At 66.8% G+C, this 23,852-nt stretch carries 17 protein-coding genes and 6 pseudogenes; 14 read left to right on the forward strand and 9 right to left on the reverse strand.

Going from position 1 to position 23,852, the window contains the following annotated elements:
* The first annotated feature begins 116 nt into the window (after positions 1-116).
* The 4 genes and pseudogenes from nuoK to nuoN all read left to right on the forward strand — a co-directional run.
* Entirely contained in the window at positions 117-422 is a 306-nt protein-coding gene (gene nuoK / locus C7T91_RS10545; RefSeq protein ID WP_108259186.1) for an NADH-quinone oxidoreductase subunit NuoK, read from the forward strand.
* 5 nt (positions 423-427) lie between these two features.
* A pseudogene (gene nuoL, locus C7T91_RS10550) lies at positions 428-2,479 on the forward strand (NADH-quinone oxidoreductase subunit L).
* Positions 2,479-4,051, forward strand: a pseudogene (locus C7T91_RS10555) (NADH-quinone oxidoreductase subunit M). The pseudogenes nuoL and C7T91_RS10555 overlap by 1 nt, the downstream one beginning before the upstream one ends.
* Before the next feature lie 12 nt (positions 4,052-4,063).
* Positions 4,064-5,467: pseudogene (gene nuoN, locus C7T91_RS37845) on the forward strand (NADH-quinone oxidoreductase subunit NuoN); the annotation flags it as partial.
* A gap of 39 nt (positions 5,468-5,506) precedes the next feature.
* Here the strand turns inward: nuoN and C7T91_RS35365 are convergent.
* Positions 5,507-5,869: pseudogene (locus tag C7T91_RS35365) on the reverse strand (TetR family transcriptional regulator C-terminal domain-containing protein); the annotation flags it as partial.
* 141 nt (positions 5,870-6,010) lie between these two features.
* Between C7T91_RS35365 and C7T91_RS10565 the strand changes: the two are divergent.
* Positions 6,011-7,264: an Hsp70 family protein gene (locus C7T91_RS10565; RefSeq protein WP_108259187.1), complete on the forward strand. Its 1,254-nt coding sequence runs from the start codon at positions 6,011-6,013 to the stop codon at positions 7,262-7,264.
* A gap of 234 nt (positions 7,265-7,498) precedes the next feature.
* On the opposite strand, the gene C7T91_RS10570 is transcribed toward C7T91_RS10565, so the two are convergent.
* Positions 7,499-9,994 carry a glycosyltransferase family 2 protein gene (locus C7T91_RS10570; RefSeq protein WP_108259188.1) on the reverse strand — a complete coding sequence of 832 codons (2,496 nt, stop codon included), beginning with the start codon at positions 9,992-9,994 and terminating at the stop codon, positions 7,499-7,501.
* Between the two features lie 7 nt (positions 9,995-10,001).
* Positions 10,002-10,880: a hypothetical protein gene (locus tag C7T91_RS10575; RefSeq protein WP_108259189.1), complete on the reverse strand. Its 879-nt coding sequence runs from the start codon at positions 10,878-10,880 to the stop codon at positions 10,002-10,004.
* A gap of 171 nt (positions 10,881-11,051) precedes the next feature.
* On the opposite strand from C7T91_RS10575, the pseudogene C7T91_RS10580 reads away from it, so the two are divergent.
* A pseudogene (locus C7T91_RS10580) lies at positions 11,052-11,474 on the forward strand (polyphenol oxidase family protein); the annotation flags it as partial.
* A gap of 168 nt (positions 11,475-11,642) precedes the next feature.
* Here C7T91_RS10580 and C7T91_RS10585 read toward each other — a convergent pair.
* The gene (locus C7T91_RS10585; RefSeq protein WP_108259191.1) at positions 11,643-12,143 is read right to left on the reverse strand and encodes an Lrp/AsnC family transcriptional regulator; all 501 of its coding nucleotides are present in this window, start codon (positions 12,141-12,143) and stop codon (positions 11,643-11,645) included.
* Positions 12,144-12,359: 216 nt separating this feature from the next.
* Between C7T91_RS10585 and trxB the strand changes: the two genes are divergently transcribed.
* The 3 genes from trxB to C7T91_RS10595 all read left to right on the forward strand — a co-directional run bounded on the left by trxB (position 12,360) and on the right by C7T91_RS10595 (position 15,508).
* Positions 12,360-13,304 (forward strand): thioredoxin-disulfide reductase, encoded by a 945-nt coding sequence (trxB, locus tag C7T91_RS10590; protein ID WP_108259192.1) that lies wholly within the window; start codon positions 12,360-12,362, stop codon positions 13,302-13,304.
* 111 nt (positions 13,305-13,415) lie between these two features.
* On the forward strand, positions 13,416-13,592 hold the full coding sequence (locus tag C7T91_RS32450; RefSeq protein WP_161555842.1) for a hypothetical protein: 177 nt from the start codon (positions 13,416-13,418) through the stop codon (positions 13,590-13,592).
* A 326-nt stretch (positions 13,593-13,918) separates the two neighbouring features.
* Positions 13,919-15,508, forward strand: coding sequence for an arylsulfatase (locus C7T91_RS10595; protein ID WP_108259193.1), 1,590 nt, complete (start codon positions 13,919-13,921; stop codon positions 15,506-15,508).
* A 73-nt stretch (positions 15,509-15,581) separates the two neighbouring features.
* On the opposite strand, the gene C7T91_RS10600 is transcribed toward C7T91_RS10595, so the two are convergent.
* Positions 15,582-16,451: a branched-chain amino acid aminotransferase gene (locus C7T91_RS10600; protein ID WP_108259194.1), complete on the reverse strand. Its 870-nt coding sequence runs from the start codon at positions 16,449-16,451 to the stop codon at positions 15,582-15,584.
* A 259-nt stretch (positions 16,452-16,710) separates the two neighbouring features.
* Between C7T91_RS10600 and C7T91_RS10605 the strand changes: the two genes are divergently transcribed.
* Both C7T91_RS10605 and C7T91_RS10610 read left to right on the forward strand, forming a co-directional pair.
* Complete coding sequence (locus tag C7T91_RS10605; RefSeq protein WP_236638155.1) at positions 16,711-17,136, forward strand: MarR family winged helix-turn-helix transcriptional regulator; 426 nt, start codon at positions 16,711-16,713, stop codon at positions 17,134-17,136.
* The gene (locus tag C7T91_RS10610; RefSeq protein ID WP_108259196.1) at positions 17,133-17,837 is read left to right on the forward strand and encodes a response regulator; all 705 of its coding nucleotides are present in this window, start codon (positions 17,133-17,135) and stop codon (positions 17,835-17,837) included. The genes C7T91_RS10605 and C7T91_RS10610 overlap by 4 nt, the downstream gene beginning before the upstream one ends.
* Before the next feature lie 117 nt (positions 17,838-17,954).
* Here C7T91_RS10610 and C7T91_RS10615 read toward each other — a convergent pair.
* The 4 genes and pseudogenes from C7T91_RS10615 to C7T91_RS32455 all read right to left on the reverse strand — a co-directional run.
* Positions 17,955-18,110: pseudogene (locus tag C7T91_RS10615) on the reverse strand (aminoacetone oxidase family FAD-binding enzyme); the annotation flags it as partial.
* A gap of 56 nt (positions 18,111-18,166) precedes the next feature.
* On the reverse strand, positions 18,167-19,150 hold the full coding sequence (locus C7T91_RS10620; RefSeq protein WP_108259197.1) for an aldo/keto reductase: 984 nt from the start codon (positions 19,148-19,150) through the stop codon (positions 18,167-18,169).
* The gene (locus C7T91_RS10625; protein WP_161555843.1) at positions 19,150-20,334 is read right to left on the reverse strand and encodes an aromatic ring-hydroxylating oxygenase subunit alpha; all 1,185 of its coding nucleotides are present in this window, start codon (positions 20,332-20,334) and stop codon (positions 19,150-19,152) included. The genes C7T91_RS10620 and C7T91_RS10625 overlap by 1 nt, the downstream gene beginning before the upstream one ends.
* Before the next feature lie 14 nt (positions 20,335-20,348).
* The gene (locus C7T91_RS32455) at positions 20,349-20,783 is read right to left on the reverse strand and encodes an LLM class oxidoreductase (protein ID WP_161555844.1); all 435 of its coding nucleotides are present in this window, start codon (positions 20,781-20,783) and stop codon (positions 20,349-20,351) included.
* Between the two features lie 176 nt (positions 20,784-20,959).
* Here C7T91_RS32455 and C7T91_RS10630 point away from each other — a divergent pair, with 176 nt between their 5' ends.
* The 3 genes from C7T91_RS10630 to C7T91_RS10640 are packed head-to-tail and all read left to right on the forward strand — an operon-like array spanning position 20,960 to position 23,852.
* Positions 20,960-21,628, forward strand: coding sequence for an ABC transporter ATP-binding protein (locus tag C7T91_RS10630; protein WP_236638156.1), 669 nt, complete (start codon positions 20,960-20,962; stop codon positions 21,626-21,628).
* Entirely contained in the window at positions 21,625-22,749 is a 1,125-nt protein-coding gene (locus C7T91_RS10635; protein ID WP_108259200.1) for a branched-chain amino acid ABC transporter permease, read from the forward strand. Before C7T91_RS10630 ends, C7T91_RS10635 begins: the two co-directional genes overlap by 4 nt.
* Positions 22,746-23,852, forward strand: a complete 1,107-nt coding sequence (locus C7T91_RS10640; protein ID WP_108259201.1) for a branched-chain amino acid ABC transporter permease — start codon at positions 22,746-22,748, stop codon at positions 23,850-23,852. The genes C7T91_RS10635 and C7T91_RS10640 overlap by 4 nt, the downstream gene beginning before the upstream one ends.

A 23,852-nucleotide genomic window follows, 5' to 3' on the forward strand; every position in this document is an offset into this window, starting at 1 on the left:
CCGGGGCCCCNGCCGGTTGCNCGGCGGCCCGCAAGAAACGGGAGGCCCCGGGTCAAGCCCGGGGCGGGACCCCACGAGACCAAAGCGACGGGNCGGAACGACCCGGAGGGACATGGATGATCGGACTTGAGCATTATCTGGGCGTGGCGGCAGCGCTCTTCGTGATCGGCATCTTCGGGCTGTTCCTGAACCGCAAGAACGTCATCATCATCCTGATGTCGATCGAGCTGATCCTCCTGTCGGTCAACATCAACTTCGTCGCCTTCTCCAGCTACCTGGGCGACCTGGAAGGCCAGATCTTCACGCTCTTCGTGCTGACCGTCGCCGCCGCCGAGGCCGCCATCGGCCTGGCGATCCTGGTCTGCTTCTTCCGCAACCGCGGCACGATCGCGGTGGAAGACGTCAACAACATGAAAGGCTGAACGCAGTGGAAAGCATCATCCTCTTCGCGCCGCTGGCCGGCAGCCTGATCGCGGGCTTCCTGTGGAAGCCGATGGGAGAGCGGGCGGCCAAGTGGATCTCGACCGGGCTCCTGTTCCTGTCCTGCTTCTTCTCCTGGATCATCTTCCTCGGCTTCGACGGCACCGCCTACACCGTGGAGATCGCCCGCTGGATCGAGAGCGGCTCGCTGACCGTCGACTGGACGGTGATGATCGACCGGCTGACCGCGATCATGCTGGTGGTGATCACCACGGTCTCGGCGCTCGTGCATCTCTACAGCTTCGGCTACATGGCGCATGACGCGAATTTCCGCGAGGGCGAGGAAAGCTACCGCCCACGCTTCTTCGCCTATCTGTCGCTTTTCACCTTCGCGATGCTGATGCTGGTGACCGCCGACAACATCGTCCAGCTGTTCTTCGGCTGGGAGGGCGTCGGCCTCGCCTCCTACCTGCTGATCGGCTTCTACTACCGCAAGCCTTCGGCGAATGCCGCGGCGATGAAGGCCTTCATCGTCAACCGGATCGGCGATTTCGGCTTCCTTCTGGGCATCTTCGCGCTGTTCTTCCTGACCGACAGCCTGCAGTTCGACGTGATCTTCGACAAGGCGCCGGAGCTCGCGGAAACCCAGATGAGCTTCCTGTGGACGGACTGGAACGCGGCGAATATCTGCGCCTTCCTGCTTTTCGTCGGCGCGATGGGGAAATCGGCGCAGCTCTTCCTGCACACCTGGCTTCCGGACGCGATGGAAGGCCCGACGCCGGTCTCGGCGCTGATCCACGCCGCCACCATGGTGACCGCGGGCGTCTTCCTCGTCTGCCGGATGTCGCCGCTGATGGAATACGCGCCCGAGACGATGGCCTTCGTCACCTTCATCGGCGCCTCGACGGCCTTCTTCGCGGCCACCATCGGCCTGGTGCAGAACGACATCAAGCGCGTCATCGCCTATTCGACCTGTTCGCAGCTCGGCTACATGTTCGTGGCCGCGGGCGTCGGCATGTATCCGGCGGCGATGTTCCACCTCTTCACCCATGCCTTCTTCAAGGCGATGCTGTTCCTCGGCGCGGGCTCGGTGATCACCGCGATGCATCACGAACAGGACATGCGCAACTACGGCGGCCTGCGCCGCAAGCTGCCCTGGACCTTCGCCGCGATGATGGTCGGCACGCTCGCCATCACCGGCGTCGGCATCCCGCTGACCCATATCGGCTTCGCCGGCTTCCTGTCGAAGGACGCGATCATCGAGAGCGCCTGGGCCGNGGTCGAATTCCATCGCCTCCTACGCCTTCTGGATGCTGGTCTTCGCCGCGGCCATGACCAGCTTCTACTCCTGGCGGCTGATGTTCCTGACCTTCTACGGCAAGCCGCGCGGCGACCGGCACACGCATGACCATGCCCATGAAAGCCCGGCGGTGATGACCATCCCGCTCGGCGTGCTGGGCATCGGCGCGGTCTTCGCGGGCATGATCTGGTACGGCTCGTTCTTCGGCAGCTATGACAAGGTGGCCAGCTTCTTCGGCATGCCGCACCATGTCGAGGCCCCGGCNGGAAGAGGGCGCGGAGGCGGCCCATGCCGCACNCGGCGGAANCGCGGCGCNTGTCCTCTTCGGACCCGGANAACACGGTGCTCGAGGACGCCCATGCGGCACCGACCTGGGTCAAGGTCTCGCCCTTCGTCGCCATGCTCTTCGGTCTGGGCCTGGCCTTCCAGATGTATGTCCGCCGCCCGGACCTGCCCGCGAAGCTCGCGGCGAACCAGGCGCCGATGTACCGCTTCCTGCTGAACAAGTGGTATTTCGACGAGCTCTACGAGCACGCGGTCGTCCGCCCGACGATGAAGTTCGGCGTGTTCCTTTGGAACCGCGGCGACCGCACGGTCATCGACGGCACCGTGCGCGGCGTCGCCACCGCCTTCATCCCCACCCTCAGCAAGCTGGCGGGACGCGCGCAGTCCGGCTACCTGTTCCACTACGCCTTCGCCATGGTGCTCGGCATCGCCGCGCTCATGACCTGGCTGGTCCTCAGCGGAGGCGCCGAATAATGGATAACCTGCTTTCCATCGTCACCTTCATGCCGACGCTGGCAGCGGTCATCCTGGCCGTCTTCCTGCGCGGCGATGACGCGGCGGCGCAGAAGAACGCGAAATGGGTCGCGCTGATCGCGACCAGCGTCACCTTCCTTCTGTCGCTGTTCCTGCTGACCGGCTTCGACGCTTCCGATCCNCGGGTTCCAGTTCGTCGAGGAGCGCGACTGGGTGCTCGGCCTGCAGTACCGGATGGGCGTCGACGGGCTGTCGGTCCTCTTCGTGATCCTCAACACCTTCCTGATGCCGCTGGTGATCCTCAGCTGCTGGAACGTGACGCACCGCACCAAGGAATACATGATCGCCTTCCTGGTGCTGGAGACGCTGATGACCGGCGTGTTCTGCGCGCTCGACATGGTGCTCTTCTACCTGTTCTTCGAGGGCGCGCTGATCCCGATGTTCCTGATCATCGGCATCTGGGGCGGGGACCGGCGGGTCTATGCGGCCTTCAAGTTCTTCCTCTACACCTTCTTCGGCTCGGTCTTCATGCTGGTCGGCATGGTGGCGATGTTCATCGATGCGGGCACGACCTGCATCGCGGCCTGCGGGCCGGAGGTCACCGGGCTGCTGCACCACGAATTCTCCACCGCGACGATCTCCGTGCTCGGCATGGACGTGATCGGCGGCATGCAGACGCTGCTGTGGCTCGCCTTCTTCATCTCCTTCGCGGTGAAGATGCCGATGTGGCCGGTGCATACCTGGCTTCCCGATGCCCACGTGCAGGCCCCCACGGGGGGCTCGATCGTGCTGGCGGCGGTGCTCCTGAAGATGGGCGGCTACGGCTTCCTGCGCTTCTCGCTGCCGATGTTCCCGGTGGGCACGCAGCTGATGGAACCGCTGGTCTTCTGGATTTCGGCCATCGCCATCGTCTACACCTCGCTGGTGGCGCTGGTGCAGACCGACATGAAGAAGGTCATCGCCTATTCCTCGGTCGCGCATATGGGCTATGCCACGATGGGCATCTTCGCCGCGAACCAGCAGGGCGTCGACGGCGCGATCTTCCAGATGCTCAGCCACGGCTTCATCTCGGGCGCGCTCTTCCTCTGCGTCGGCGTGGTCTATGACCGGATGCATACCCGCGACATCGCCGCCTATGGCGGGCTGGTGAACCGGATGCCGGCCTATGCGATCGTCTTCATGTTCTTCACCATGGCCAATGCCGGCCTGCCGGGCACGTCCGGGTTCATCGGCGAGTTCCTGACGCTGGTCGGCATCTTCGAGGACAGCACCTGGGTGGCCTTCGTCGCCGCGACCGGCGTGATCCTCTCGGCCAGCTACGGGCTCTGGCTCTACAAGCGGGTGATGCTGGGCGACCTGATCAAGGAAAGCCTGAAGGGCATCACCGACATGAACCGGCGCGAGAAGGCGATCTTCGCGCCGCTGGTCGCGCTGACCCTGATCCTCGGCATCTTCCCCTCGCTCGTCACCGACATCACCGGTCCGGCGGTCGAGGCACTGGTGGCCGAGAACCTCGCCGCGCAGGCCAGCTTCGCCCCCGGGGTGGAGCTCGCCGAAAATGCAAGCCACTGAGGAGCGACCGAGATGACGGCATCCGATCTGTCCACCGTCCTGCCGGAATTCGTGCTGGCGCTCTTCGCCCTTCTGGCGCTGGTCGCGGTCGTCTATACCGGCAAGGACCGCTACGCCCCGGTGCTGACCTGGCTGACGGCGGCGATCTTCACGCTGACCGGCTTCTGGATCGNGGCTGAACGGCGGCGGCACCGCCCATGGCTTCGGCGGCATGATCGTCGATGACGGCTTCGCGCGCTTCGCCAAGGTGATGATCCTGCTCTCGGCTGCCGCGGTGCTGCTGATGTCCGAGGCCTACATGGAGCGCCGCGGCCTGCTGCGCTTCGAATACCCGGTGCTGATCACGCTGGCGGTCGTCGGCATGATGATCATGGTCTCGGCGGGCAACCTGATGTCGCTCTATCTGGGGCTCGAGCTGCAGTCTCTGGCGCTCTACATCATCGCCGCGCTGCGCCGAGACAGCGTGAAGTCGACCGAGGCCGGCCTGAAATACTTCGTCCTCGGTTCGCTCAGTTCGGGCATGCTGCTCTATGGCTGCTCGATGACCTACGGCTTTGCCGGGACGACCGATTTCGCGGGCATCCTGTCTTCGGTCGGCGCCGAGCGCGCGCCGCTGGGGCTGGTCTTCGGCCTGGCCTTCATCTGCGCGGGCCTTGCCTTCAAGGTGTCCGCCGCGCCCTTCCACATGTGGACGCCCGACGTCTACGAAGGCTCGCCGACGCCGGTGACGACCTTCTTCGCCACCGCGCCGAAAGTGGCGGCGATGGNGGCTGTTCGCGNCGGGTGCTGCATGACGCGTTCGGCAATTCCGTGGCCGACTGGCAGCAGGTCCTGGCGCTGCTCTCGGTCGCCTCGATGGCGATCGGCTCGGTCGCGGCGATCACCCAGACCAACATCAAGCGTCTGATGGCCTATTCCTCGATCGCGCATATGGGCTTCGCGCTGATGGGGCTTGCGGCGGGCACCACCGACGGCGTGCAGTCGATGCTGCTCTACATGGCGATCTACATCACCATGAACATCGGCAGCTTCGCCTTCATCATGTCGATGGAGCGCGAGGGCCGTCCGGTGCTGGACATCGCCTCGCTGTCGATGCTGTCGAAGCGCGACCCGGTGCGGGCCATGGCCTTCATGGTGCTGCTGTTCTCGATGGCCGGCGTGCCGCCGATGCTGGGCTTCTTCGCCAAATGGGGCGTGCTCTTCTCCGCCGTGGAATCCGAGCTCTACTGGCTGGCCATCGCGGGGGTGATCACCTCGGTCGTCGCGGCCTATTACTACATCCGGATCATCTACCTGATGTATTTCGGCGCCGATATCGAGCCGCTGGATGCCGACCGGGCGCCGGTGCTGCGCAGCTTCGTCGTCGCCACCGCGCTGGTGATGGTCTTCGGCATCTTCAACTTCTTCGGCGTCGAGCGCCCGCAGCTGGTCATGCAGCACCGCGTCCAGAAGCGGCGCGCCGCGCAGGATCTCGGTGGCGAAGAGCCGGCTCTCGCGCGGCATGTCGCGCGACATCTCCAGCTTGCGCCGCATGTAGGTGAGGATCTCCTCCAGCGGCTCGCCCTCGGGCGAAAGCGCCTTCAGCGGGTCGAGCCAGGTTTCCAGCAATCCCGCCAGCAGCTCGCGGTAGATCGCTTCCTTGCCGTCGAAATAGTAGATGATGTTCTGCTTCGAGAGCCCCGAGGCGCCGGCGACCTGTTCCAGCGTGGCGCCGCGCAGCCCCTGTTCCGAGAACACGTCGAGCGCCGCCTCGAAGATCGCCCGGCGCTTCTCCCGCTGGATCCGGGTGGGTTTTCGGGTGCTGCTTGCGCGGGTCATCCGGGGGGTGCCTGCCTCTCTTCGTGTGTCCTCCTATCCTGCTAGCAGCCGCCGCGGCGAATGTCCCGCCTGTCGCGGCGGCGCTTGCGCGGTGCGGCGATCCGGGCTAGGCCGCCGGGCTCGTCCAATACGGGGAGTGCCATGCAGACCCAGACCCTCGCCATCGACTTCGGAACCTCCAATACCGCCGCGGCGCTCGCCTGGGAGGGCGGCATCTACCGCATCCCGGTCGAGCGCGGCGCCGAGACCCTGCCGACGGCGGCATTCTTCCCGGCGGCTGGCGGCGCGATGCGGATCGGCGTCTCGGCCGCCGCGGCGCTGACCGCGGGCGAAGAGGGGCGCTACATGGCCGCGATGAAGCGGGTTCTGGGCCTGCCGCTCTTCGGCGAGACCCGCTGGATCGGCGACCGCCGCCGCTCGCTGGCCGATATCGTCACCGCCTTCCTCGCCGAGGTGAAATCCCGCGCCGAGGCAGCAACGGGGATGCGGTTCGAGCGCGCGCTTTCGGGCCGTCCGGTACATTTCCACACCCGCGCGCCCGAGCTCGATGCGCAGGCCGAGGCCGATCTGCGTGCCTGCTACCTGGCGGCGGGCTATGCCGAGGTGTCCTTTCTCGCCGAGCCCGAGGCCGCGGCGCTGGCCTGCCGCGGCAAGGGGCCGTCCGGCAAGCTGGGGCTGGTGGTCGATATCGGCGGCGGCACCTCGGATTTCACGCTGTTCCGCGAGGACGGCGGGGCGATCGAGGTCCTTGCCAGCCACGGCATCCGGCTCGGCGGCACCGATTTCGACCAGTCGGTTTCGCTGGCCCATGCCATGCCGCTCCTCGGGCTCGGCGGCGAGCTGCGCCGCGAGATGGGCGAGGGCCGCGTGCCGGTGCCGGTTGCCCCCTATGTGGAGCTCGCGACCCGTGACGCGATCCCCTTCCTCTACACGCCCGAGACCCGGCGCATGGCGGCCGGGCTGGCGCGGCTGGCGGTGGAGCCGGAGAAGCTGTCGCGGTTCCGCGAGGTGCTGGAGACCGAGCTGGGGCATGAGCTGGCCTTTGCGGTGGAGCGCGGCAAGATCGAGGCGAACCGCGATGCCGGGACCGGGCGCATCGCGCTGGATTTCCTCGAACCCGGGCTTTCGGCGCCGGTCGGCGCGGAGAGTTTCGGCGCGGCTTTCGGCAGCCATCGCAGTGCCTTGCGCGAGGCGGCTGCCGAGACCGCCGCGCAGGCGGGGGCTGCGCCGGAGGCGATCGGCAAGGTCGTTCTGGTCGGCGGCTCCAGCCTGATGGGATTCGTCGGCGAGGAAATGCGCGCGCTCTGCCCGCAGGCGGCGATCCTGCAGGCCGATGCCTTCACGGCGGTGGTCGACGGGCTTGCCTTGGCCGCACGCAACGGCATGCCGGGCTAGCCGCCCGGATGCAAACGCCCTGACTTCCGGCAGGCGCGCCTGACCGGGCTGGGGAGAGGCTGCGGAGCTGTGCCAGCTGCACGGCCCGGTCAGGCCTCGCTGCTCCCTTCGGTTCGGGCAGGCGCTGTTGCGCAAATCAGGGGGATTCATCTCGTCTTCCCGCTGGCCGGGCCCTCGCATTGCGCGCCCGCCTTGGCGCGCCCCGAGATATGGCAGGCCCGGGGCCCGCCGCCCTCACCCGGTGGTGGGGCGCCGCTCGCCGTCGGTGATCCCGTGGATCAGGTAGTGGTGGTAGGGCTTGAGGTCCTCGAAGCCGTTGAATGGCGTCGCCCAGATGTCGGTCCGCTGCTTGAGATAGCTGATATGGTCGAAATCCGCCGGGCTCGGGATCGCGAAGCTAGCCTCGCGCACGATTTCCTCGCGCACCCCGGGATCGTCGAGCTGGTGGAGCTTGCCGATCAGCGGCTCCAGCCTTTCGCGCCGCTCCTCGGGCAGTTCCCCGCGGACCGCCGACAGCAGCGCCCCGACCAGGTGGTCGCGGTCGGTCTGCAGCAGCACGCCCAGCGGCTCGGCCTCCTCCGCCGGCACGGCCGGGCCCGGCCCTTCCGGCGCCGCCGCGCCCGACAGGCGTTCCTCCAAGGCGGCGAGCTTCTGGTCGGACATGTTGAAGCGGTGCTCGAGGATGCGGACCAGATGCGCCTGTCCCAGAACGGTGGCGACGCTTGGCGGCAGCGTCTGGTCGCGGATCAGGTCGTTGACCACCACCGGGAAATACTCCGCATGCACCGACCGGCCGCCGATCACGCTGTTCTGGTAGACGCCGCCGATCGAGGCGCCGGTGCCGACATCGCGATGGTGGTAATAGGACAGGTATTCGTCGATGAAGCCGATATTGGCGCGGGCGAGGAACTCGATGTTGAACCGCCAGTCGCCCAGCACCGGCAGCTTCTCGTGATAGCCGCCGATCGCGTCATAGACGCTGCGCCGGTAGACGAAGCTGATCGGCGCGAAGAAGTTGCCGATCGCCATCTGGAACAGCGTGACGTCGTTGACCCAGGGGTTGAACGGGGTCTGGCCGTGATGGATCACCTCGCCGTCGCGGATCTCCTCCGACACCCGCCAGGCGCGGGTGAGCACGCCCTCGAACCCGGCCGAGACCGCCTTGGGCGAGGACAGGAAGCCGACGCAGCGCTCAAGGAATTCCGGGTTCCAGCGGTCGTCGTCGTCATGGATCACCACGAATTCGGTATCCACCGCGCGCACGCCGAGATTGGAGGCCGCCTCCATGCCGACGCTGCGGTCGTTCGAGACCAGCGTGATCCGCCTCCGGTCGATCGGCGAGCGCTCGATGATCTCCTCGACCACCTGGCGGTTGCCGCCGTCATTGACGATGACCCAGTGATAGTTGCGCCAGGTCTGGTCCGCCACCGAGCGCATCGCGCGCTCGAGGAGGACGGGCCGGTCCTTGGTGCGGGTCACGATCGCCACCGATCCCTCGCGGGAGAATTCCTCGCGCGCCCCGGCCGCGGCGGCAGCCTCGCCGGTATAGCCCGAGAAATAATTCGCCTGGTTGCCCAGACCGACCGCCCGCGCCTGCAGATCCCGCGCCACGCCCGGCGGGTATTCCAGCGCGATCTGCCCCGGCTGCCACAGCGACCGCGACACCCGCGCCTCGGGCGTGTCGCCGTCCCCGGCCTGACGGATCACCGGAACGAAGCCTTCGCGGCCGAAATCCGAACTGCGCGGCTTTCCCTGGAAATCCGCCACCTCCTCCGGCTTCGGGAAGATCAGGATGCGCTCCAGCTCGGCCATGGCCGCATGGGCCTTTTCCAGGATCACGTCGAGCGGCTCGCCGCGATGCGCCTCGGTATAGGCCAGCACGTCGAGATAGAGCGCGTCGCTGCGGTCATCGGGCCGCGGCCGCTCGTCCATCACCGCGGCCATCTGGCGGGCGGCGGTCTCGGCGCAGGGGCCGTCGGCGATCTCCTCGACGCTGGGCGCCGCCGGTTCGTAGAGGCTCTCGATCAGGTGGCGGTGCACCGCCAGGCAGGTCTCGGGGCGCCCCTTGTGATAGCTCAGCGCATCGAACACGACCGGATAGCGGTTGGCCATCGGCGCATGGTCCATGACGCCGAAATAGACCCCGGAAAAGCGGATGTCGTCGAAGGTGGCCTGCAGCAGCCGCTGGATCGAGCCCTTCCATCCGGTATCGACCAGCACCACCTGGCCGCGGCCGCCGCGCAGCTCGTCGAGATGGCGGCGCATGGCATCGTGGCTCTTCTCGAAATAATCGCGGAACCAGCGCGAGGCCTCGTCATTGGCGGCCAGCAGCACGCGGAAATTGTCGCCGCGGAACTCGCCGCGCAGCGCCTTGAGGGCATGCAGCCGCGGATCGTGCCCGGCGGCGAAGTTCTTCAGGAAGGCGGCGCAGACATCGCCCATCGGCGTCGGGCCGAAGCTTTCCCGGGACACCTCGAAGGACTGCTCGAAATTCTTCAGGTAGCCGAGCCCCGCCTTGACCGCGGAGATGCGCGAGATGCCGAAGACCTCCGCGTCATAGGAGAGCTCGCCGCCGGCATAGAGGTCGAGCTGCTCCTTGATGCGCTTGCCCGCCCGGCTGCAGAACAGCACCTTGGCCCCGCCGCGCGCATCGAGGAACCGCAGCTTGCGGTCGAGCTGGGCGATCCAGTTCAGCAGGATCGGGCCCAGGACGTCTACAGGTTTGGTCATGTCTTCCTCACAGCGCAGGCGGGGCGATCGGCAGCGGCAGGGCGGCATCGCCGCCGAGCCGGTCCATCATCCGGCGGTGGCTGTCCAGCCGCTTGCGCAGGATTGCCTTCGGGATCGGCAGGTGGATCGCCTCGAGGCCGCGGCGCTTGGCGGCGATGAAGTCGCCCTCCAGCGAGTCGCCCAGATGCAGGATCCGCCCCGGCTCCGTGCCGTACTCGCCGCAAACCAGGTCATAGACCAGGCCCGAACGCTTGTTCACCACCGTGTCGGCGCTTGAGAAGATCCGCGCGATCTTCTCAAGCGAGATGCCGCAGCCCTCGACCAGCCGCGCGATGTCGCTGGCGGACAAGTACATGTCCGACACGAAGATCACCGTCTTGTCCCGCGCCACGGCCAGGTCGATCAGGTTCTCGATGAAGGCCGAGCCGCGCAGCTGCGACGCCTCGATCTCGAATTCGGCCTCGCGCCAAAGCGCCAGGTAGGGCTCCTCGGGCAGCGACAGCGACGCGACCAGGTTGCGGACGATCTCCTCGAACCGCCCTTCGCGGCAGCCCTGGACCTCCGGGCTCATCTGGTAGGCGGTGGAGGCCGCCAGCACGCGGGCCGACAGGCAGGTGCGCAGCTCGGGAACGCTGCCCTCCCCGGCAGCGGCCGCGCGGCGGATGAACTCGGCTGCCACGTCGGCGAAACGTTCCAGCTCCGAGCGCTCGTCGCGCAGCAGCACCGTGTCGAAGACGTCGAAGGAACAGATGTCGGTCCGCGCCAGCAGGGTCTCGAACCGGTCGACCAGCGGCTGCACGCGGTCGGAACGGTAATAGCTGTCGAAATCCGGAGCCTCGTAGATCTCGCGCTCCTCGCGCCCGTAGATGATTGTCTCCGTGGCCAAATTCCGCTCCCCGAAAAGTCATGCGTCCCAAGCTATACTGGCCGCACCCTTCCCGTTCAAGTTGCCGACATGCCGCGGCTTATATAATAGTCGTTATATTTCAGTATGATGTGGAGTAGGACCTTTGGCCACGGGGCCGCCCGCCAGGGCCGGAGCCCCGCCGCGGCGCGCGCGACCGCGCCGCCTCTTGTCGTCGGCGCCGCCCATGCCGGCTGGCGCGGCGCGCTCGGCGGCGTCCTCGAAGCCACGCTCGAGGCGATGGAATCGCTCGGCGCCTCGCGCGCTTCGACCCGCGCGGTGATCGGCCCAACCATCAGCCAGTCTGCCTACGAGGTCGGCCAGGAATTCCTGGAGCGGTTCCTCGACGATGACCCCGAACATCAGCGGTTCTTCGCCGGCGGCCGCACCGCGGACAAGTACCAGTTCGACCTGCCTGCCTTTGCCGCCTGGCGGCTGCGCGAAGCCGGAATTGGCGAGGCGGAATGGTCGCGCCACTGCACCTACGCGGACCCCGCGCGGTTCTTCTCGTTCCGCCGCAGCTTTCATCAGGGCGAACCGGATTATGGGCGGCTCGCCGCCGCCATACGACTTTAGGTCAGGCATTCCACCGCTAGCCGCCGACCTTTCTGCAATGCAGAACATTTTCGCTTGATCGACAGCATTATACGTACCATACAAACAACGTGGTTGGTGACGAGTACGTGGTCACGAGTTTCGGGCCGGTGCCTGACAGCAGGCACCGGCCCTTTTTCAGATAGATAGCTACGCGCTCTTGCTCAGCCGCTCTTCCAGTACCTCGAAGGGCACGCCGGGTTCCTCCTTGGTGGAGCGGATGACCAGCGAAGTCTTGACGCTGGCGACGTTCTCCGCTGCAGTCAGGTCGCTGATCAGGAAGCTGTGGAAGGTCGACAGGTCCGGCGCCACGCATTTCAGGATGAAATCCACTTCGCCGTTGAGCATGTGGCATTCGCGGACCAGCGGCCAGTCGCGGCATTTCTGCTCGAAGGCCGAAAGGTCGGCCTCGGCCTGCGATTCCAGCCCCACCATGGCGAAGACCTGGACCTCGAAGCCCAGCTCGCGGCTGTCGACCTGGGCATGGTAGCCGCGGATGTAGCCGCTTTCCTCCAGAGTCCGCATGCGGCGCAGGCAGGGCGGCGCCGAGATGCCCACGCGCTTGGCCAGCTCCACGTTTGTCATGCGTCCATCGGACTGAAGCTCCGCAAGTATCTTGCGGTCGATCGGGTCAAGCTTGGAACCGGCCATCGGGTCTTTCTCCTTTGCGATGCCAACCTAGGAAAAACCGGGATGACGCGCAATATTATTTCTTCACGAGCGAAGATTCTATGGATTAATTCCAATATCTTCGCATCACCTTTTCTTGGCACGCTAACATGACAGGGCCGCGATGGCGGGGGTTCCCTCGCGGTGCCATCGCGCCTATATGGCCAGCCGCAGCCAGAAAAACGGGGTGGACCGACCATGGGCGATACGAAACACAGCAAGGTACTGATCATCGGCTCGGGACCGGCCGGCTACACGGCAGCCGTATATTCTGCGCGCGCCATGCTCAACCCCGTTCTGGTGCAGGGACTGCAGCCGGGCGGCCAGCTGACCATCACCACGGACGTGGAAAACTGGCCGGGCGAAGCCTCGATCATGGGGCCGGACCTGATGGTCAAGATGGAGGCCCATGCCCGCGAGATGGGCGCCGAGATCGTCTCGGACTACATCTCCTCGCTCGACCTCTCGAAGCGGCCCTTCACCGCCACCTCCGACAGCGGCACGGTCTATACCGCCGACGCGCTGATTCTGGCGACCGGGGCCCAGGCCCGCTGGCTCGGCCTGCCCTCGGAAGAGAAGTTCAAGGGCTTCGGCGTCTCGGCCTGCGCGACCTGCGACGGGTTCTTCTACCGCGGCAAGGAAGTCGTGGTGATCGGCGGCGGCAACACCGCCGTGGAAGAGGCGCTGTTCCTGACCAACTTCGCCTCCAAAGTGACGCTGGTGCACCGCCGCGACAGCCTGCGCGCCGAGAAGATCATGCAGGACCGGCTGTTCAAGAACCCGAAGGTCGAGGTTCTGTGGAACCACACGATCGAGGAAGTCACCGGCACGGAAAACCCTCTGGGCGTCGAGGGGGTGCGCGCGAAGCATGTCGAGACCGGCGAGATCACCGAGATCCCCTGCGCGGGCTTCTTCGTGGCGATCGGCCATGCGCCCGCCTCGGAGCTGGTCGTCGACCAGCTCGACACCCATTCGGGCGGCTATGTCACCACCAAGCCCGACAGCACCGCAACCTCGGTTCCCGGCGTCTTCGCCGCGGGCGACCTGACCGACGACGTGTTCCGCCAGGCGGTCACTTCGGCCGGGATGGGCTGCATGGCTGCGCTCGAGGCCGAGCGCTTCCTCGCAGAGCACGAAGCCTGATACCGGGCAGCCGCCCGGCCCTTCCGCAACGGAACCGGCCGGGCGTCGAAATCGGAACAGCTTTCCCGTCCGGATCCTGCTATCGGGAACCCGGGAAGGAAAGCGACCGAGATGGCCATAGACATGAAAACGTCCGTCCTGCTGCTGGCCGCGGCCGGCTGGAGCTGCCCCGGCAGCGCCGCCACGCTGGAACGCAGCGATGACGTAGCCTGCCCCTTCGGCTGCAGCCCGGCTCCGGCCGAAGCGCCCAAAAACCGGGACCACCTCTGCTGGCGCGCTGCCCGCTGACGGGGGCCGACGGCAACGCGATCTTCGCGGTGCCCTGCGGCTGCGGCCACGACATCCGCAAGGTCGCCGCCCGCCTCCGGGCGATTCGAGCCTGGCTCAACGCGACTATCGTCGGGTCCATGACCGCAGATCGGCACCCTGACCGGGACTTTGCCGCTGCCTGGTGCAGGTGTTCGGGATCGACGATCGAACCGCCGGGCGCGGCGAGACGCCGCCGGACGGACCGAAGGGAAAACGTCGCTCAAGCCGATGGATTTCCGATTTAATATGTTACCGTATTCCCAGGGCAGCCGCAATTCCGGCTGTTTGAGCGAAGGGAGAGTGACATGAAATTCGCGACACGGGCGGCGGCCGGGGTGGCGCTTGCCATCATTTCCGCAACGGCCCTGCAGGCGCAGGAGACGGCCGAAAAGCCGAACATCCTGGTGATCTGGGGCGACGACGTCGGCTGGCAGAACCTCTCGTCCTACGGGATGGGCACGATGGGCTACACCACGCCCAATATCGACCGGATCGCCATGGAGGGCGTCCGTTTCACGGATCACTACGCGCAGCCCTCCTGCACGGCCGGGCGCGCGGCCTTCATCACCGGCCAGTACCCGATCCGCTCGGGCATGACGACGGTCGGCCAGCCGGGCTCGCCGCTCGGGCTTCAGGCCGCCTCGCCGACGCTGGCCGAGGAGCTGAAGCAGGTCGGCTACCGCACCGGGCAGTTCGGCAAGAACCACCTCGGCGACCGCAACGAGCACCTGCCGACGGCGCATGGCTTCGACGAGTTCTTCGGCAATCTCTATCACCTGAATACCCAGGAAGAGGCCGAGCAGCGCGACTACCAGAATTTCGGCAAGGAATTCTCCGGCTCGCTCGAGGAGTACGAGGCACAGTTCGGCACCCGCGGCGTGCTGCACACCTTCGCCACCGAGGAGGACGACCCGACCGAGATGCCGCGCTTCGGCAAGGTCGGCATGCAGACCATCGAGGATACCGGTCCGCTCACCCAGGAGCGGATGAAGAATTTCGACTATGACGAGGTCATCCCGCTGGCGATCGACTTCATGGCGTCAGCCAAGGAGGCCGGCGAGCCGTTCTTCGTCTGGCTGAACACCTCGCGGATGCATCTCTATACCCGGCTCGACGAGGACTGGCGCTATGCCGCCGAGATGTACACCTCCGAGGCCGATCTTTACGGCTCGGGGATGCTGCAGCATGATCACGACATCGGCTATGTGCTCGACTGGCTGGACGAGCAGGGGCTGAGCGACAACACCATCGTCTGGTACTCGACGGATAACGGCCCCGAGCACAATTCCTGGCCGCATGGCGGCACCTCGCCGTTCCGCGGCGAGAAGATGACCACCTATGAAGGCGGCGTGCGCGTGCCCTCCATGGTGCGCTGGCCGGGCCATATCCCGGCGGGCTCGATCCTGAACGGCATCCAGCAGCACCAGGACATGTTCACCACCCTCGCCGCGGCGGCCGGCATCGAAGACGTCAATGCCGAGGTGATGGAGGAGAAGAACCAGTATATCGACGGCGTCGACAACCTCGCCTACTGGACCGGCGACGCCGACCAATCGGCCCGCAACAGCCTGTTCTACTACTATGAAAGCCGGCTGATGGCGGTGCGGATGGGGCCGTGGAAGCTCCACTTCGCCACCAAGGAAGACTATTACGACACGATCGAAGGCCGCACTGCGCCGATGGTGTTCAACATCCGCATGGATCCGTTCGAGAGCTATTCCAGCACCGACGCCTATGGCCACCTGATGCAGAAGGTGTCCTGGCTGATGCAGCCGATGAACGTGCTGATGCAGGAGCACCTGCAGACCCTGGCCGACTATCCGCCGGTGCAGGGCGGGGCCTCCTTCGACATGTCGAACATCGTCGAGGATTTCATGTCGAAGGGCATGCAGTAAGCCCGGGGGACGGTTCCGGAACGGCAAAGAGCGGCCCAAGGGCCGCCCTTTCCATGTCCGGGTCGTGCTGCGATCAGGCGCGGACCAGCTTCTCGTAGGTCTCGGCGATGTCGCGGGTCAGCGCGCCGACCTCGAAATTGTAGCCGCCGATCTCGCCCACTGGGGTCACTTCGGCGGCGGTGCCGGTCAGCCAGCACTGCTCGAAGCCTTCCAGCTCGCCCGGCTCGATATAGCGCTCGTGCACCGTGATGCCCTTGTCCTTCAGCAGGCCGATCACCGTCTGGCGGGTGATGCCGTTCAGGATGCAGTCCGGGTTCGGCGTGTGCACTTCGCCGTCCTTGACGAAGAAGATGTTCGCGCCGGTCGCCTCGGCCACGTAGCCGCGGTAGTCGAAGAACATCGCGTCCGAATAGCCCTTCGCCTCGGCTGCGTGCTTCGACATGGTGCAGATCATGTAGAGGCCGGCCGCCTTGGCATGGGTCGGGATGGTCTCGGGCGAGGGCCGCTTCCACTTGGCGATGTCGAGCTTGGCGCCCTTCATCTTGGCGTCGCCGTAATAGGCGCCCCAGCCCCAGGCCGCCACGGCCATGCGCACCGGGTTCTTCGCCGAGCTGACGCCCATGTCCTCGCCGGCGCCGCGCCAGGCCACCGCGCGCACATAGGCGTCGGTCAGGCCGTTGGCCTGCAGCACTTCGATCTTCGCGGCCTCGATCTCGTCCACGGTGTAGGGGATCGGCATGTCGAGCGCCTTGCCGGACTCCAGCAGGCGCTGGGAATGGTCGCGCGACTTGAAAATGGTGCCGTTATACGCCCGCTCGCCTTCGAATACGGAAGATGCGTAATGCAGGGCATGGGTGAGAATGTGAACATTCGCATCCCGCCACGGCACCAGCTTGCCGTCCATCCAGATCATCCCGTCGCGGTCGTCGTAGCTTCCCGCCATCGTCTTCTTCCTTCTTCGTCGTCGGTCTCGGGTCGTCTTGTTTGCGGAAATTGCGCAATCAGGTCCGAAGTGGACCAAAAATTGCCAAAAAGCCCGGCACGGCTAACACGATGAGTCTTGGAAAGTCAATAACGCTGACATAAACTAGCGATGCAAAGATCGGGGGGCGGGCATGCCGAAGACGAAACTGGCGGTGAACACGACAGGCGAGAACCTGCTTTTCCTCACGGACGAGCAGCTGCGCCATGCGATCGAGGCGATGTTCTTTGCCTACAAGGGGTTTACCGCGGATCCGGACCGGCTTCTGGAGGAGTTCGGCTATGGCCGCGCGCATCACCGCGCGATCCATTTCATCCAGCGCGCGCCGGGCACGACGGTGAACAACCTGCTGAACATCCTCGGGGTCACGAAGCAATCGCTCAATCGTGTGCTGCGCACGCTGATCGAGGACGGCATGGTTGAAAGTCGGGTCGGAACCCGCGACAAGAGGGAAAGACATTTGCATCTGACGGAGGAGGGCGCGGCCCTGGAACGCCAATTGTCCGAGGCACAGCGGAGCAGGATGCGGACGGCCTTCCGCACCGCCGGGCCCGAGGCGGTCAGCGGTTTCCGCCGCGTGCTGGAAGAAATGATGGATCCCGAGCAACGGCGGCAGTTCCGCGGATCGCGAGACAACGGCCAATGACGGCACAGGCCGACGCCCACCTGCTGGTGGTCGATGACGACGAGCGCATCCGCGGATTGCTGCAGAAATTCCTGGCGCGCCAGGGGTTCTGGGTGTCGTCGGCGCGCGATGCCGCCCATGCGCGGCGGCTGCTCGAGGGGCTGGAATTCGATCTCATCGTCCTCGACGTGATGCTGCCCGGCGAGGACGGCATTTCGCTGACCGCCAGCCTGCGCGAGCATCTCGCGACGCCGATCCTGCTGCTGACCGCAAAGGGCGAGACCGAGGACCGTATCCGCGGGCTCGAGGCCGGCGCGGATGACTACCTGCCGAAGCCCTTCGAGCCGAAGGAGCTGCTCCTGCGGATCAACGCCATCCTGCGCCGGGTGCCGCCGCCCGAAGTCCAGACGGCTTCGGTCAAGGTGCTGCGGCTCGGCGAAGTGCGCTATGACATCGACCGTGGCGAGATGTGGGCCGGCGAGCAGCTGGTGCGGCTGACCGCGACCGAGGCGAAGCTGATGAAGATCTTCTCGGGCAATGTCGGCGAGCCGCTGAGCCGGACCCAGCTGGTCGACGAGCTAGGCCGCAGCGAGGGCCAGTCGATGGAACGTGCGGTCGACGTCCAGATCACCCGGCTGCGCCGCAAGATCGAAGCGAATCCGAAGCAGCCGCGCTATCTCCAGACGGTGCGCGGGGCCGGCTACATGCTGGTGGCGGATTAGCGCGGTCCGGCCTGAACCTGCGGGCGCCGGCGGCACCAAGTCCGGCGGCCGTTCCGCCGCCCTTGAGCTTCGGGCTGCAGATGATGTCGGCTCCGCAATATGTCCGGGCCGGATGGCCTATCCCGCGAGCCACTCCGCCGCGGACAGCCCTGCGCGCCGGCCCGTGGCGAGGCAGGCGGTCAGCAGGTAGCCGCCCGTCGGCGCGTCCCAGGACAGCATTTCGCCGGCGCAGAATACGCCCGGCCTTGCGGCCAGCATCAGTCCGGCGTCCAGCAGCGCCGCTGCCAGACCCGCGCCGCCGGAACCGAGCACGAGAACGTCCGGCGCGGTCACGAGAAGCCGATCACCGGGCGCGGGCGGTAGGGCTCTTCGAGGAAGGCGACGTCATCCGCGGACAGCACCATCGACAGCGCGGCGGCGGCATCTTCCAGCTGCGCTGGCTTGGTCGCGCCCATCACCGGGGCGACCACCGGGTCCTTCTGCCAGAGCCAGGCCATCGCCACCTGCGCGGGCTTGACGCCCAGCCGCGCGGCCAGGTCGACCACGCGGCCTGCGATCACCGGCTCCTCCGGCATTTCGGCGGCGTAGAGCGCGGGGGTATAGCCGTCCTGCGCCAAGCGCTCCGACCCCTGCCCCCAGGGTCGGGCGAGGCGGCCGCGGGCCAGCGGGCTCCACGGGATCACCCCGATCCCGGCATCGCGGCAGAAAGGGAGCATCTCGCGCTCTTCCTCTCGGTAAAGGAGGTTGAGATGGTTCTGCATCGCGATGAACCGCGCCCAGCCGTTGGCCTTCTGCACCTCGACGGCCTTGGCGAGCTGCCAGGCGAACATCGACGAGGCGCCGAGATAGCGCGCCTTTCCGGCCTTCACCACGTCGTTCAGCGCCTCCAGCGTCTCTTCCAGCGGCGTCGCGTAATCCCAGCGGTGGATCATGTAGACATCGACATGGTCGGTGCCGAGACGGCGCAGGCTGCCGTCGATCTGGTCCATGATCGCCTTGCGCGACAGCCCCGCGCCGTTCGGCCCGGGACGCATCCGGTTGAAGACCTTGGTCAGGATCACCACCTCGTCGCGCGGCACCTGCGCAATGACCTGCCGGCCCAGCACCTCTTCGCTCTGCCCGGCGGAATAGCCGTTCGCCGTGTCGAAGAAGTTGATCCCGAGTTCCAGCGCCTTGCGGTAGAAGGGCTTGCTCGCCTCCTCGTCGAAGAGCCAGCCGTGCTTCTGGTCGGGGCCGGTGACGGTGTAGCTCATGCATCCGAGGCAGATGCGCGACACTTCGAGGCCGGAACGGCCGAGCCGTGCATAGTCCATCACACCGTCTCCCCGATATGGTCGCGGATATAGTCAGCGAGCTGCCAGACCGGTTTTTCCAGATGGCTGAGCCGTCCGGGCTGCGCGAGGCGCGAGGCGGCGCCGATCTGCTGCAGCGTGTTGACCTCGACATCCTCGCCCGCAATCACCGCGCCGTTTTCCTTGGCCTTGGCCATCATGTCCTGGAATTCCGGCAGCTCGGCCGCCTCGCGGCGCACCAGATGCAGCCGCACCCACCAGGTGTCATTCGCGCCGCGCGGCAGGATCGAGGTCCAGCGCACCGCGTCGACCGAGGTGCCGATCAGGTTCATCGGGAAGACGTGGTAGAGGCTGCCGGTGCGGATCTGGTCCTCGGTCCAGCCGTCGAAGACCGGCAGGCCGGATTGCAGGTTGGTCTCGGTCGGCAGGTCCTCGCGCAGCGGATGGCGCAGCGTGACGAAGGCCTGGTCCGGGTCGGCCATGTCCTCGCCCCAGCTGAGGCGCGCGGGATTGTGCGGCTCGAGCGTGCGGGAATGCGCGCCGATATGGTGGTAGCATTCCATGAAGGTCTCGACCGCAATCTTCCAGTTGAACGGGCAATGGAACTGGGTCTCGTAGCCGACGATCAGCTCGTCATGCGGAATGTTCGCCCAGTCGCCGATCATCCCCGCCATGCGCGGCGCCAGCGGCTCGGCATCGCCGGAGAAGTTGACGTAGATGGTGCCCAGAACGATTTCCGAGCGGATCTCGGGCAGCTTCATGCCTTTCTTGTCGAAGTTCCGCGCCTGCTCCATGAAGGGCGCGGTGCGCAGGTTGCCTTCGAGGTCGTAGCCCCAGCGGTGGAACGGGCAGGAGAAGAGCTTGGCATTGCCCGCGCCCTCGACCACCGGCGCCCAGCGGTGCAGGCAAACGCGGGAAAGCACGCGGATGCGGTCCTTGCCGCGAACCACGACCAGCGGTTCGCCCAGCACCTCGATGGAGACATAGTCGCCGACCTCCGGCACCTGCGCGACATGGCCGACGGCCAGCCAGCCCGGGCGGAAGATGCGTTCGCATTCCAGCTCGTAGAATTCGGGGCTGGCATAGGCGGCGGGCGGCAGGGTCTCGCTGTCCTCCAGCGTCTGGCCGCGCCCGGCATGGACGGCACGCAGGATCTCGGGCAGCGCCGGGGCGGCCATGCTGCCGATCTGTGCATGTTGGGTCATTTCGGATCCTCGTTTCAGCCGACGGCCAGTTCGGGGGTCGTCGCAAGGAGCGGCAGGACCTCGGCGCCGAAGCGTTCCAAGGACCGCGCGGCCATGGAGAGCGGCATGTCGCCGAACTGGAAGAAGGTGTTGTAATGGGTGATCGGCAGCGCGGCGCATTCGGCGGCGATGCGCTCGGCCACATGCTCGGGCGGGCCGATGATGATGTTCTGCGCGATCGTCTCGAGCGACGGCTCGTCCGGCAGGGGCGGGGCGTCGATCATCGCGCCGGTCCGCGCAATGTCGCGGCTGCGCAGACCTCCGGCCATGCGGCCGACGAAGCGGGCGCAATCTGCGGCCTTCAGCGCGTCCTCGCGGCTGTCGGTGACATGGATGTATTGCTGCACGCCGAGGCGCTGCAGCGGGCCGAGCCCGGCCGCCTGCCATTTCGCTGCCGTGGCATGGCCCATCTCGATCAGCGCGGGCGAGCCGCGGAACCCGGCGGTGATGAAGGGCGTAGCGCCGTCCGCTCTTCCGCCACGCCGCCAAGGAGCCGGAGCAGGACGGGGCCGCGCCCGGGCCCGGGCCCGGGCACCCGCCGCTTCTGGCGCTTTCGGCGGTCCATGCCGATATCGGCCGCTACAAGGTGCTGCAGGGCGTCGATCTCGACGTGCCCGCAGGCGAGGTGACGATGCTTCTGGGCCGCAACGGCGCGGGCAAGACCACGACGCTGCGCACGATCATGGGGCTGTGGAAGCTGCGCCAGGGCCGGATCGGCTTTGCCGGACAGGAGCTCGGCGGCATGGGGCCGTCCGCCATCGCGCGTGCGGGGATCGGCTATGTTCCCGAGGAGATGGGCATCTTCGGCGATCTCACGGTGGCGGAGAACATGCGGCTCGGCGCGCGGACGCGCCGCATGCGCCAGGACCGGATCGACTGGCTGACCGCGGCCTTCCCGGCGCTCGGCACCTTCTGGCATCGGCCCGCGGGCACGCTGTCGGGCGGTCAGAAGCAGATGCTGTCGCTGGCCCGCGTCATGGTCGAGCCGCGGCAGCTCTACCTGATCGACGAGCCGACCAAGGGACTTGCCCCGGCCGTCGTCTCGGTGCTTGTCGGCGCGCTGAGGCAGCTGAAATCGGAAGGGGCGACGATCCTGATGGTGGAACAGAATTTCGCCGTGGCAAAGGCACTCGGGCAGAACGCGGCGGTGATGGATGACGGCCGCACCGTCTGGTCCGGGCGGATGGCGGAGCTTGCGGGCGACGCGGGCCTGCAGGACCGGCTGATGGGGCTGCACCTGGAGGGCCACCGATGAGCGATGCCGCACCGGCGCATGCGCCGCGCATCGAGCGGGCCGGACTGTCCGGCCGGCTGCGCCCGCTGATCCCCTGGCTGCTGGTCCCGGCAGCCATCCTGCTGGGCTATCTCGGGATCTGGGCGCAGGCCTCCTGGCCGCTGCTGGAGCCGGTTCTGAACGAGGACGGCACGCTGCGCACCCGGGTCTTCGACCTCGCGCCCTTCGATGTCCGGCTGTCCTCCTGGCTGACGCTGACCGTGTCCGGCCTCGCCATGGGGATGATGATCTTCGTCATGGCCTCGGGGCTGACGCTGGTCTTCGGGCTGATGGACGTGATCAATTTCGGCCATGGCGCCTTCGTCGCGATCGGCGCCTTCACCGGCATCACGGTCCTGCTGGCCTTTCCCGGACTGGCGGGCGCGGAAAGCCTTGCCGCGAACCTCGCGCTGGTCGGCCTTGCCGCGCTGGCCGCCATGGCGGTGACCGGACTGCTCGGCGGGCTCTTCGAGCGGATCATCATCCGTCCGGTCTACGGCGCGCATCTCAAGCAGATCCTCGTCACCATGGGCGGTCTGATCGTCGCCGAGCAGATGATCCACGTGGTTTGGGGCCCTTCGGAGATCTTCATCGCCCGGCCCGAGATGCTGAAGGGCGCGCTGACCTTCCACGGCGCCGCGATCGAAACCTACCGGCTGATGGCGGTGGGGCTCGGCCTGGCGATCTTCCTCGCGATCCGTGCGGTGCTGCGCCACACCACCATCGGGCTGATCGTCCGTGCGGGCGTGCAGAACGGCGAGATGGTCGAAGCGCTCGGCTACCGGCTGCGGCTGGTCTTCGTCGGCGTCTTCATCGCCGGATCGGCGCTGGCGGGACTCGGCGGCGTGATGTGGGGGCTCTACCAGGAGGTGGTCACCGCCACGATGGGAGCCGAGATCATGGTGCTCGTCTTCATCGTGGTGATCATCGGCGGGCTCGGCTCGGTCGAGGGCTGCTTCCTCGGTGCGCTGCTGGTCGGCCTGACCCAGAACTATGTCGCCTTCCTCGAGCCCAAGGCCGCGCTGGTCAGCGACATCGCGCTGATGGTGCTGATCCTGATGTGGCGTCCCGAGGGCATGATGTCTGCCGGAGGCCGCCGATGACCGCGCCGCGCTCCTGGCTGCTGATCGCCGTCGTGGCGGTGATCCTCGCGGCGCTGGCCGCCGCGCCCTTCCTGTTCCCGGGCGTGCGCGCAATGGACACCGCGGCGCGGATCTGCGTCTTCATCGTGCTCGCGGCGTCCTATGACCTGATGCTCGGCTATGCCGGGATCGTCAGCTTCGCCCATGTGATGTTCTTCGGCATGGGCGCTTATGGCGTGGCGCTGGCCTCGGTGCATCTGGGCCGCGAGGCGCCGGGGCTGATCCTCGGGGCCGGGGCGGGCATGGCGGTGGCGGTCGTGCTGGCGGCGCTGATCGGGCTGTTCTCGCTGCGCGTCCGGGCGATCTTCTTCGCGATGATCACGCTGGCCGTGGCCTCGGCCGTCGCCGTTCTGGTCAGCCAGCTCTCCGGGCTCACGGGCGGCGAGGATGGGCTCAGCTTCCAGATCCCGCGGGCCCTGAGCCCGTCGGCGGCCTATCTGCCCGATCCCCTGCCGGGCCTCGACCCGGCAGCTCTGCCCGGGGTGGTCTTCGGCGATGCGCCGATGGAGAGCCTCTTCTCCGAGGTGCGCGCCAACGGCAAGCTCGCCGCTTATTACTTGGTCTTCGCCTCGATGCTGGTGCTCCTGGCGCTGATGCGGCGGCTGACCGTGTCGCCCTTCGGCACCGTGCTGCAGGCGATCCGCGAGAACGAGTTCCGCGCCGAGGCGATCGGCTACCGCGTGGTGCGCTACCGCATCGCCGTGACCTGCATCTCGGCGGGCATCGCGGCGCTGGCGGGCGCGCTCTATGCGGTCTGGCTGCGCTATGTCGGGCCCGACACGGTTCTGGGCTTCCCGATCATGGTCGACCTCCTGCTGATGGTGGTGATCGGCGGCATGGGCACGGTCTGGGGCGCGGTGATCGGCGTGACGCTGTTCATGCTGGCACGCGGCTACCTGCAGGACCTGATGGCGGCGGCACAGGGCGCGGTTGCCGCCGACCTGCCGGCGCTGGCGGTCCTGCTCGAACCCGACCGCTGGCTGATGTGGCTGGGCCTCCTCTTCATCCTCAGCGTCTATTTCTTCCCCGCGGGGATCGCCGGACGGCTGAAATCCGGACGCTGA

It is taken from the genome of Mangrovicoccus ximenensis (genome assembly GCF_003056725.1).
In the GTDB taxonomy this organism is placed as follows: domain Bacteria; phylum Pseudomonadota; class Alphaproteobacteria; order Rhodobacterales; family Rhodobacteraceae; genus Mangrovicoccus; species Mangrovicoccus ximenensis.